Consider the following 12,348-nt stretch of genomic DNA (forward strand, 5'->3'; position numbering starts at 1 on the left):
TGTCTATTTTATTGTAAAATCATCATGGATAGGCTATGTCGTCATGTATACGCTTGCCCTCCATGATGATCAATTGTATAATTTATTTTAGTTTTCAACCTTTTCAATAGAGAACATTCCTGCTCTATCTTCGTTATCGTCTCCGCCAAGATTATTGACATATTCTACCATGACCTCCATACCTTCATGTTGTTGTGGTGCTGTCGCATATTTTGCATTGATGCTGATCTTATTTTTCCCACTAAATAACTTATCAAAATCTGCCTTAATCGTAATTTCGGGTTTGTTACCACCGACAACAAGCCTTGTATCTAAATCCAATGTAATATCACGATAAGCATCTACTCCCTGCACGTAGGTATCTGGCTGTCCAGACTTTCCATTTAAAGTACTGCCGGTATGAATCGTGAATTTTTTATGATCGTTTTCATAAAAACCCTCCATTTTAGCAAAACGATAACCAGTCGCCCATTGCCACATCATCTCCGTATCATTGGCTTCAGCAGTCGCATAAAATACAGGAAATCTAAACTGATCCAATGTGTTTAATCCCGGCTTTATACCAAGTCCAAATTTTATCTGCTTGTATTCCGCTACGGGTATGTCTGCCAACATGTAATCCAAACTTGAAAGTTTTGCCTGATTAACCACGGTAGCTCCCTTGTCCAAATCATTTACATTATAAGGAATTTCAGACCCATCGGCTTTCACAAGTCTGATATTGCTAATCACGTACTTTAACTCCGAAAATTGATGCACTTGGCCATCAGCCGATGTATTCGTCGTCGCTACTGGGGAATCTAAGCCCCCCAGCACGATTGTCGTATTTTTAAAAGTATTGTTGAAATGTAAATTAACACTGTTTGCGACATCTTCATTTTTACTACAAGAGATCATGACCAAAGAAATCATTAGGAGTTTAATTGCATTTTTTTTCATGTTATTCTAAGTTTTAAGTTATTTAAAAATTGACTTTTAAGGATGTAAAAATATTCCGTCCCATCCGGGGTATATTTCCCCAATCCGCATAGGTACTATAATATTCATTCAACAGGTTCTCGGCACCAACCTGAAAGACAGATTTGAGCTTACCAAGATTGAAACTGTAATCGGCCGATAGATTCCATATTTTGTATGCGCCAGTTAGATCTTCACCGTATATGGGGCTGTAGTTGGTCTGTGCAAAATCTCCGTTTAAGGAGGTCCGCAAGCCGAGTTTTTTATACCCATAATGCAGCGAAGTCTGATAACTCAACGGACGTATAAAAGGTAGATTCCCGCCTTCATCATCCTTTCCTCTTGCATAGGTAAGCACGCCTTTCCAATGCAGGTTATCCAGGATTTTATAATCTACATTAATAGCTGTATTAAACAGTGTAGCCTTACTTAAAGAAGTATAACCTTTTACACCTACGGATTGATAATTCATGGGGCTTCCTAAACTCAAAATCCGCCCGATGATATAATTGTTGATGTAGAAATAGTTAACTTTTGCAGCAATACTTAGCTTCTCAGTCTTGAATCCAACGCTGGCGTTGCCTTCATAAGAAATCTCATTCTTTAGATCGGGGTTCCCGATATAATCATAACGATCAAAGCTATTGTAGATATAATAGCCATAGGCTTCGGAAACAGAAGGCGCGCGATGGCCAAAACCTGTTCCTAACGAAATATCAAACTGATTTAAGTTTAACTCATAGCTGGCATGTAGACTCGGAAGCCATCTATTCTTTTTTTGTGGTGCTCCGGGATGAAAAATCCAGTTAAATTCCACGTATTTGGAGTAGTTATAGTTCCAGCCTAACGAACCACCAAGATTCACTTTACTTCTTCCTGAAATTTCCCAGGAATTATTCATTGCCATACTTGCAAAACGGGTTGTTACCCAAGGCCAGCTATAAGCAAACATGGTCTGTTTGGAACGATCTTGGGGGTACATTCGCATTTCCGCTATCGAAAGATTATCGTAGGCATTGAACTGTACCTCCGAAGAATATCGGTCTTTCTTTAAATTTATTTTTGACACCAATCCATACGTCGTACTCCATCCGGGCATATCCATGTGTACCAAATTCTCCGGTCGTGTCGTATCATCCATATAGTGCTCCACAGCGTTGAAATAAACTTTGGTATCCCATACTTTAACCAGCCCTTGCTCAAACAATTGTTTATAGGATGCAGATGTGATAATCGCCCGCGATAACCAAAGATCCATGGGCAAAGCTGGGAAACCCACATCTTTTGCACGGTCAAATATTGCATCTACCCTGATGGCAGAAAGTGGACTTGTCTTATAGGCTAGGCCCAATGATGCATTCAGTTTATTATATTGTGAGTGCAGTACTTCCTTGTTGTTTCCGTCATAATAATTACCTGCTTTACGAAAGGCAATGCTACCGTCAGCCACAAAGTTGTCTGTCGAATAGAACAGATTTCCAAGATTAAATGCTTGCTTATTGTTAAACTCGAAACCCGTCTGATACGCACCACCTACTTTTTGCTGCAGACCAAAGGGAGTACTTCTCCTTTTTAGATCTATACTTCCAGCCACTGTGGCTCCATGCATACTCCCCTCCTGTCCTGATTTAATATCAACCGAAGACAGGTTATTGCTCTCCACATACGAAGTAATGGGATCCATCTTATCCGTACAAGCGCCAAAAATATGCATACCGTCGATTGTGATTGTAGAACGCTCTGTACTCATGTTGTTCAGTAACGGTTCCCATGCATAGGCTCCACGCTTAATAAAACTGATATTGTCTGATGAAGCCAAAAACTCATCGACTGAGACAGCCATTTTCATATCGCTTTCGATCTTTCGTTTGATCGTAGCGTCAACCTTGACTTCCCCCAAACGTCTCGTTGTATCTCTTTTTACCGGAGCAATTTGTCCATTAACATCCAATCCAAGAGAAAGAATAAAAAGAACTAGACTTAATTTCTTCATGACTCTTAGAATAAAATATCGAGATGTAGCTCGCTCTTACGTCCTTCCACTCCCGGTGTAAAATCCTTTGGCACCTCGGTACCGCGGATCACTTTTCCCACTGGATTTAACAGGATGAAATTTAATGTCCAATTCCCTGTCATGGTATAATTCACCACCCCATGGTATAAACCATCCGTATCCTGTAACAAATCTCTATTGTTAGGAGATGAGTGATTGCCCATGGAAGGTTCGGGCATGCGCGGGTCTAACTTCAACGTATAACGCTCAACCTGCGAATAGGAAAATTGCAGTTGATCAGCGGGGCCTTCCGCTGAAGGATCAAGCGCCCTATTCAATTTATAGATGCCGGCGACCAATTTATTTTCGGCAACATTTGGCTTCTGCGGAGCAATCAATGCGATGACATACTGCTCATCATCCAACCCTGTGAACGTCGTCATATTCAGATTTTTATTTGGCTGTTGTCTAACCGACACCTCTTTTATCAGGGAAAAGGATTGATTACCGACGGTAAAATTGATATAGAGTGCCCAACTACCCACGGCATCGCTTTCGCTGGTGAAAACCGTATAACCTGAAAAATACTTATCCGCTGATTTATAATCGAAATTATACCGATTTGGGCATGAACTCTTCTCTCCTATGACAGTGGTCCTAATAGGCAGAAATGTAAGATCCGACACTTCCACGGGAGTATTTGTTTGTGTATTTTTAATTCTTACGCGGATATCATTATAACCACGATATAATACACCATTTAAAGCTTCTATACTGACCGTATAATTAGCGGTTACAGCATTTGAGACTTCCTTAAATTCAGTATTCTCTTCAATTACATCTCCCCTTTCGGCTTCATAATTTGTTTTTCCTTTTGTACATGATCCGAAAAACACACACGCAAGAGCAGCATAAAAAACTATTGTTTTTACCAATATACTTACCTTCATAAAAATACCATGTTAGCTTAGTTAAAAGGTAATCCGTTGTAGTACAGGCTCAAGAATGGTTAGAAGAGAATAACATATAGACAGTGGACCGCGCCTATCAGAAAGGTAGCCGCAATACATATCCTATCCTAGAAATTTTTCTAAATTACCCGGAACCCGTCGTCCAAAAACAGACAACCTGTTCAAATAAAGTTTTCATCTGTTTAATTTTGTTATTCATTAGTCCAATTTCTTTTTAAGGCATTCACGCTGCCTTCGGTGGTATCAGGTGTGATGGAACCATCAGAATAAACTATTCCTTAAACACGATGAAGTAAACATGAGGAATTATTTGTCGCTATAAGCGATCAGCAAAAAACTCATGATGATTTCTAAAAATGGATTTAAACTAATGGGGGGTGAAAAATGGTAAAAATAGGTCTGTAAGAATAATTTTCGTTGTATTCAGGGAACGAGCGTTCCGCTAAATCTTCTTGAAATAAAGAAGAGACCTTAAAGTCAAAATTTTGAGAATTATTGATAAAAACGACGTCGATAATACGTGATTCAAGGTTCTTTTGCTCCTTTTCTTCGTGTTCACGCATTTTCTTCATTAGGATACATTGTCCTCTACACGAAAGGGCATTTTCATTGAAACGGTTGATACATTCGTAGCGTGCAATGTAATCTCGATTCAGCTCAAAAATGGACCACAGCCATACTGTTGAGAAGCTCTGGAGGAGCATCAAAGGCAATAAAATCCATATGAACTGTCTAGCTTTCATCTTGTGAGTTCGGCAAATATATAAATGAATCCTTGATTAAACAAATTCAATAGGAACAATATAGTCCCCAGGTAAGGTTTTACCTGGGGACTGAAAAATCAAAAAACAGCTTATTTTGGTACAACTGTAAGCACGGCTTTTTTATTACCGGCTGTTAGATCTAAGGTGAATATATACGTTTTGCTAGCTTCCAACATTTTACCGGTTTTGATACCCAAATTTCCGGAATCACGCCCATTTTTACCATCACCAATAAAAATCAGATCACTCGACGTTGTCACATCCGTACCACCAAATTCTCCGCCCCAGCCCTTCTGGTGGAAAAACTTAAAGTTGATATTATCGGTATTGATAGACTCGCCTGCTTTCAATGTAATTTGGTACTTTTTATTACCCAGTGGAGCTAAACAGAGGGCTTTATCGGTATTCCAGCCAACCTGATTACTCGAAACTTTTGGTTTTCCAACGCCTTCTCCAATAATCCATACAGCTCCAGTACCATCTTCCTGCAATTTAGCAAGGTCATTCCCGGCCATGGCCTCAACGACGAAGTATTTTAGTGCGAAGTCTGCAGTAATGCGATATTTCCCTGTTGCTCCTTTAAACGATATGCCCCCATCGGCGGATTGCGTAAAAAAGTCAGGATCAATCCACCAATTTTGTAGATCCGCAATACCTTCAAAAGTCGCTGTTTCCCCTTGATTTAACACCATCTCAACTTTAGAATGCTTATCATCAAGACTCCTGAACGGCGATCCATTAAGCAATACGAAAATAAATGGCGAGGCTTGATACGTCAATGTATTAAATTGTATAGGATATACGCCAGACGTTGAATTTGAAAACGGGATCTCAGCTTTAGAACCAAAATCAACAGCATTATTAACCCATCCAAAACTCATGGCATTACCTTGTTCGCCAACCTTTGGTGCTTGAATATAGCCCTTTACATCTGCCGAAAAATTCTCTTTTGCTGCATATTGGTTTCGTCCAGTCTTCTCCATCCGATAGGACTTTGATTCGGTAACCAAAGTGAGGTAAGGAAAGTCCGGGCGACTTAAGTTTATATCAAAGGATTGTTCGGTTTTCTTCTGACTAATATTCTGCAAAACAAACTTAATGGTCGCTTTCCCATCCGGAATGTCTTTCAAAAAAGGAACGTAAATTTTTCCGCTGTAGTCGCCGTTCTCTTTTGTACGAATCGTCGTTTCAGTAACCTTGTCATCTGTAAAATATAACTGCGCTTTCAGCGTAGACAAAGCGACTTCGCTATCCGATACATGGATATTAAAAACTAGGCTATCGCCAAAATGGGCTACAGAAACGTCGGATTTCAATTCAATTTTGGGATCCCCAATTTGATAGGCATATTTTTCATCCTTTTTACAGGAACTTACCACAGCTATTACTCCCAATAGTATATTGATGAGATATCTTTTCATAATCCCAGTATTTAGTTTTTCCAACGATAAGAGACGACTGAATTTGCAGGAACCTCATAGTTAAAATGATGTTTACCATCTGCCAGTGTAATTTTCCGGTCGTCATTCGATTCATTCAACAACACTACAGCATAGCTTCCGTCTGTATTCTGAAAGGCACTATAGACCAGTCCTGCAGCGATATATCCTGTAGCGCCAATACGTGTCGCACCGGACTTGACTACAGACGACAGATGTCCTACAATATAATAATGCGAATTGCGCGTGATACTCTTGTAATTTGACTTGCTAATATCAACGGCACCATAGCAGGTCTGACAACCGCCCTCGCGATTTGGTCCCTTATCGGTATCCAGCATCAAATTCCAAACAATAACACCCTTGCTCCAATTGTTTACAGTCCCTAGCGCCACTTCGCGCATATCTTCCATTAAACGCTTTTCAAGATTACGCCCATCGTTCCATTCCCCGATAGATGTCTCTGTAAAAACCAGTTCCTTATCCGGACGCTGATTATGAATATCAATTAACTCCGTTTTATCACCACCATAGTTGTGATAAGCTGCGCCAGCAATAAAGGATGCCGCTCCTGCATCATTATAGATTTTGATAGGATAATCTTCCTGATCAGCCATATTATCGTAGTTATAATTATGGTCAAACGCATAGATTTTCGTCGCTATATTTGCAGCTTTTAACTGTGGGCCGAGCGATTGTTTGATAAATGCCTGCTGTTCCTGCCATGACATGTACATGGAGGCGGAATTTTTGCGATTCAACGGCTCATTTTGAACAGTGATGGAATACACCGGTATACCTTCTTTCTTCAATGCTTGTAGCCATTGTACAAAATACCAACCGTAATCCTGATAGTATTTCGGATTTAATTGACCGCTGGTCCAGGAATCAAAAGGTTTTAAATCTGTCAGATTATTGACCTTCATCCATTTTGGCGGAGTCCATGGCGATCCCATAATTTTGACGTTTGGATTGATGGCTAGAATCTCTTTCAGCACAGGAATAACATATTGCTTTTCTTCTGACTGCAGCCCAAAATTTTCCTTTCCTTCCTTGTCCCAACAGGTATACTCGCTTAATGAAAAATCCGAACATCCGATAGCAATACGAATATAGCTCATGCCCATACCATCTTTATCGGAGAACGTCTCGGTAAGAAATTTCGTCCGATCCTCCTTACTCATTTTCATCAGATTATAACAGGTAGAGCCTGTTATAGCAGCACCAAATCCGTCCATTGTCTGAAACTTCTGATCAGGATTTAAGGAAATCGTATTGGGCGACATATTAAACTTTGTACTAAAATCGACATATTTTTTTGTCAGATCATAAGCACGGTTTGTATTAGTCATTACAATAGTGACATCGCCAGATTTTTTGAGATCATCACCTTGTGAGGGTGTGAAGCTATCACGGTTACAAGATGTTGCCGTAATCAGACAGGACAACAAGAATGTATATATCATAGTGTTATTATTATGTTTCATAAACAGTTAAAATAATTAGTATCCGGGATTCTGAACTAAGTTTGGATTCTGGTCTATTTTAGGTTGCGGAATTGGCAGGCGATAGGAGTTCTTTGTGAAGGGATATACCTGTGCCTTTCTTCCAGAATCCTTTGCGTACACGGCATTCATTACTGATTCCACTTTATCCAACCGAACCAGATCAAACCAACGCTGTCCTTCGAAGGCTAATTCTAAGCGACGCTCTTTTAAATATGCTTCCAGCAAAGCATCTTTATTCGCACGAACTCCAGCAGATAATTTGGGCAATTTTACACGCGTACGGATCTTATCAATAATATCAGCTGCCCCCGAAAGATTTGACCCCAATTGGATCATGGCTTCAGCTTTCAATAACAAAATATCGGCGTAGCGGAGCTTGACGATGCTACTCATGCCCGAACGCAACTTAAACATAAAAGGATAATGGCTTGATGGGTAATAGTTGCTCCAGGTTGTTGTATAATAAACAATAGATTGTGCCATCCGAATTTGGTCTGCTTCATTCGTATATGCTTGTATCAAATCACGTGATGGTGTGACCCATTTGGCCCATGTAAATGCATTGTCGTAATTAGACAGGTCTCGACCAAACATCCAGGTCGCCCAGTTTCCAGATCCAGGCATAAATTGCGCCTCTAAAATTGATTCTTTTGTATTTCGTTGCGCTAGGTCTGTCTTGGCCGCATTCAATTCATATAAATCCCCATAATTGGGATTCAAATCAAATCCATCTCCAGTCAATGCGTCCGCATACTGAATAACTTTATTATAATCCCGGAGGGGTTTTTCCGCATAGAGTTTTACCAACATTGCCCGGGCTACGGATTTTGTAAACAAGGTTTTATTCGCATTGTTATTGACCGGGGCATCAACCAGCGCCTCCAACAGATCCTTCTCGATCTGTTTATGCGCTTCCTCTTCAGTCGCCTGCTTGGGGAAGTACTCCGGGTATACCGCTTCGATATTTTCCGCGGTAATATCTTTTCCTTGTGTTGTAATTACTGGAATGGAGCCAAATATGCGCACCATATCAAACATCGCCAGTGCCCGAAAGATTTTACCCTGCGCCTTGTAAACTTTGATGTCAGCATCACTAATAGATTTATCCGCAACACTATCAACATTGATTATTAAACGGTTGGCCCGCGCAATATCTTCAAGATAACGTGCCCAATCTCGATCAACAACGGAGTTGGATCCCTCAATAGAATTATTTTCAAATGGTACAACTTCGGCACCTGTTGTTCCTGCGTACGCATTATCAGCATGGGAATCGCCGATCAACAATAGGTCCAGGTACCAATGCTCTTGCCTATCTCGCATCTGTTGGTAAATCCCAGAAAGAAAATTATCTACCTCGCTTCTGTTTTTAAAGACGATCTGTGTTTCATTTTCTGTTTTACCCTGACTAACATCTGTATAACTGTCCAGTGGATCGCGATTTAGCGAGCAAGAAGCCAGCAAGAAGCCTGTCATGAACAACGGTAAAAAGTATTTAATATTTGTTTTTTTCATCACCATTCAATTAAAATTCTACATTTACACCAAGTACAAAAGATCTATTTTGTGGATATGTCCCCCAATCGAGGCCTTGTACTCTTCCCGAATTCCCCCACTGGTTTACCTCCGGATCCATGCCTGAATATTTAGTCAGCGTAAATAGGTTACTTGCCGAAAAATAAGGCTGAATCTTTTGAATTCCAATCTTTTTCAAACGTTCAGGTGCGATAGAATAACCCAATGAAATATTTTTTACGCGCAAATAGCTTCCATCTTCTACAAAATAAGATGAGTTTTTAATATCAAATCCTGCTTTGGGCACATGTGTAATCTGTCCCGGAACGCGCCAGCGATCGAGTACAACTGTTGTTTGGTTACGACCATCATACATTCCTTCTGTTTCCATTCGGCTCGCATTGAAAATGTCATTCCCATAAGTACCCTGAAGAAATATACTTAAGTCAAAATCTTTCCAGGAAAAGCTATTTGTCAATCCATATACAAATTTTGGATTGGGATCTCCAATATAAGTCAGGTCGGAAGGTGATGTTTTGCCATCACCATTCAGATCTCTATACATTAATTCACCTGTCTCCGGATTTACACCATCAGAGATATAACCATAAAATCCACCTAAAGGCCTTCCGGGTTCATTCCTAACGACAGTTGCGTTCACTAGATTATTTGTAACCGCATCATTATAGATTTTTGTAAAGACGAGCTTATCCAGACGGTTCTTGTTAAAAGAAATATTAAAATCCGTATTCCATGTAAAATCTCCTGTTAAATTCTTGGAGTTTATTCCGATCTCAAACCCCTTATTAGTCATCTCGCCCTCATTTCGTTTAATTGTACTTGCAGAAGAAGAACCTGTAGGCAAGCTTACTTCCATCAGCATATCTGTTGTTTTTTTATGGTAGTAATCTAAGGTCAGGTTCAATCTGTTATTTAATGTAGAAAAATCAATCCCCACATTTGCCTGGGTAGTCGTTTCCCATTTTAAATCTGTCGCTCTCAATGTAGTCGAATTCCCAATATTCGGCGGGGAATATTGGTATTTGTCTTCAAACCAAGGTAAGCGCTGAATCACATTGAACGAAAGATAAGAGTAGTCTCCAAGTCCAGATTGGTTTCCAGTCTGCCCCCATCCGCCACGTATTTTCAGATCATTGATCCAGTCTACATCTTTCATAAAATCCTCCGCTGATAAGCGCCATGCAGCCGACACCGAAGGAAAATATCCCCAGCGACCGGAAGGGCTTAATTTAGACGATCCATCCGCACGCATATTTGCAGTTACCAGATATTTTCCATCGTAATTGTACATCGCACGGGCAAAATAGGATAGGATGGCCCAATTGGACGCTCCGGAGCCGGTTCCATTCCATGAAATCTTGTTTGCCGCATTTAGTGTCTGGATAATTCCGTTGGCATAGTTCGAACCATAAATATAACTATTGGAATATTTTGAATCTGTCCAAGATGAACCTGTCATCGTCTCCAAGCTATGTTTTCCAAAGCTTCTGCTGTAAGTCAGCACATTGTCCCAAGTCAATACCGTGTTTGTGTTGCGCGCGTCAGAGGCCTCTCCAAATTGATTTCTACCCTGTTGCGTAATCCAGGGATCTAAAAATGTTGTCAGTACGCCCGACCGTCTATCCATTGAAAATGAAGACTTCCAGGTTAAATTAGGCATAAAGGATATCAATACACTTCCTGTTGCCAATAATCTATTCTCCCGATTATTGTTATTCTTGGTTCGTTCGAGATTTTCTAAAGGGCTGTTTATATTTAGTCCATTGAAATTGGTATTATATCGATCAGGAAACAAAGGATCCCATATAGGTGCATAAGTAGGCGTATTGATGATCGAAGTAACTACTCCCCCACGATTAGATCCGTTGCCTGAGATAATCCCGTTGGTATTGTAATCCGCATAAGATAAATTGGCGTTAACCTTCATCCACTTTTTTACCTGATTATCTATATTCGCTTTGAAGTTATAACGTCTAAAGAATGAACCTTGCAGTGTGCCTTTTTCTGTCAGATAACCTCCGCCCAAATAATAGCGTAATTTCTCATTACCATCAGAGATTGATAACTGGTAATTCTGTTGAACTCCGGTTTTATAAGTTTCCTTAAACCAGTCTGTTTGATCAGTAAGCCCTTCTGGCAGCTTTACATAACCTGTCTCATCCATCAACTCCTTGTATTGTGCGGTATTCAACACTTTTACGGTATTATTTACCACATTTGCTGTAGCTTGCGCTCCCAGGATAATTTTAGCTTCCCCAGATTTTCCAGATTTTGTGGTCACAAGAATAACACCATTTGCTCCACGTGACCCATAAATAGCTGCCGACGAAGCATCTTTTAAAATCTGGATATCAGCAATATCACTTGGTGATAAAAATTTGATATCTTCAACGGGTAATCCATCGACAACATACAGTGGATCATTAGAGCCATTAAAGGAGGTTGTACCCCGGACTTTAATGGACATTTCACCGCCTGGTGCTCCGTTGGGCTGGATCACGGACACACCTGCTGCTTTCCCTTGTATTGCCTGGCCCAAACTTACGACAGGCCTTTTTTCCAAGTCTTTTGTTGACACCGAAGAAATTGCTGTCGTCACATCCTTACGTTTGACAGCGCCGTAGCCAATCACAATAACATCGTCAAGCACGTTTGTGGATGAGCTCAATTGAACGGTCATTGTCCCATTGGCCGGCAATTCTTTGTTATCATAGCCGATAAAACTAAATTGAAGTATACTGCCTTGGACAGCTGAAATATGAAAACGCCCGTCTCCATTACTGGAGGCCGCATTACTGGTACCCTTCTGTGTAATTGTGACTCCAGCAAGTGGTCTCTGATCTTGCGCATCCAGCACCCGACCACTAACCTGAATCCGATCTTGTGCAAATACCGAGTTCAAACACATACACAAGAAAACCAGCCCCATTGAAAAGGTTACTTTTCGAGTAAAGTAAATCATATGAAATAAAAAAATTGGTTATTGTTTTATCTTTTGGTTATTCCAAATTGGCGATGAAGTTTCCCCTGCTCTATCGCTCAAAACAAAACTACTAGGAGCCATACAAGAAAAAAAGACCAAGTACTCAAAAAGTACCGGTCAAAAAACACAACAATCTACTATTCAGTATTTTGCAAAAATAAAAACGGACTAAAAAGTACTTAAAAAAGACCTATAGG

General features: G+C 40.2%; 8 protein-coding genes. All 8 read right to left on the minus strand.

Annotated features, from left to right (window positions below):
- Positions 1-87 precede the first annotated feature (87 nt).
- Positions 88-939, minus strand: a complete 852-nt coding sequence (locus HPC41_RS02465; protein ID WP_172392396.1) for an MbnP family protein — start codon at positions 937-939, stop codon at positions 88-90.
- Positions 940-961: 22 nt separating this feature from the next.
- Positions 962-2,950 (minus strand): TonB-dependent receptor plug domain-containing protein, encoded by a 1,989-nt coding sequence (locus HPC41_RS02470; protein ID WP_172392397.1) that lies wholly within the window; start codon positions 2,948-2,950, stop codon positions 962-964.
- Positions 2,951-2,955: 5 nt separating this feature from the next.
- Positions 2,956-3,900, minus strand: coding sequence for a hypothetical protein (locus HPC41_RS02475; protein ID WP_172392398.1), 945 nt, complete (start codon positions 3,898-3,900; stop codon positions 2,956-2,958).
- Positions 3,901-4,283: 383 nt separating this feature from the next.
- Positions 4,284-4,664, minus strand: a complete 381-nt coding sequence (locus tag HPC41_RS02480; RefSeq protein WP_104385347.1) for a hypothetical protein — start codon at positions 4,662-4,664, stop codon at positions 4,284-4,286.
- 110 nt (positions 4,665-4,774) lie between these two features.
- Entirely contained in the window at positions 4,775-6,106 is a 1,332-nt protein-coding gene (locus tag HPC41_RS02485) for a DUF5125 domain-containing protein (protein WP_172392399.1), read from the minus strand.
- A gap of 11 nt (positions 6,107-6,117) precedes the next feature.
- Positions 6,118-7,590 (minus strand): endo-1,6-beta-glucanase, encoded by a 1,473-nt coding sequence (locus HPC41_RS02490; protein ID WP_172392400.1) that lies wholly within the window; start codon positions 7,588-7,590, stop codon positions 6,118-6,120.
- Between the two features lie 36 nt (positions 7,591-7,626).
- On the minus strand, positions 7,627-9,147 hold the full coding sequence (locus HPC41_RS02495) for a RagB/SusD family nutrient uptake outer membrane protein (RefSeq protein ID WP_172392401.1): 1,521 nt from the start codon (positions 9,145-9,147) through the stop codon (positions 7,627-7,629).
- 10 nt (positions 9,148-9,157) lie between these two features.
- Positions 9,158-12,130 (minus strand): SusC/RagA family TonB-linked outer membrane protein, encoded by a 2,973-nt coding sequence (locus tag HPC41_RS02500; protein ID WP_172392402.1) that lies wholly within the window; start codon positions 12,128-12,130, stop codon positions 9,158-9,160.
- Positions 12,131-12,348 lie beyond the last annotated feature (218 nt).

It is taken from the genome of Sphingobacterium prati, from assembly GCF_013167215.1.
GTDB classification, from domain to species: domain Bacteria; phylum Bacteroidota; class Bacteroidia; order Sphingobacteriales; family Sphingobacteriaceae; genus Sphingobacterium; species Sphingobacterium prati.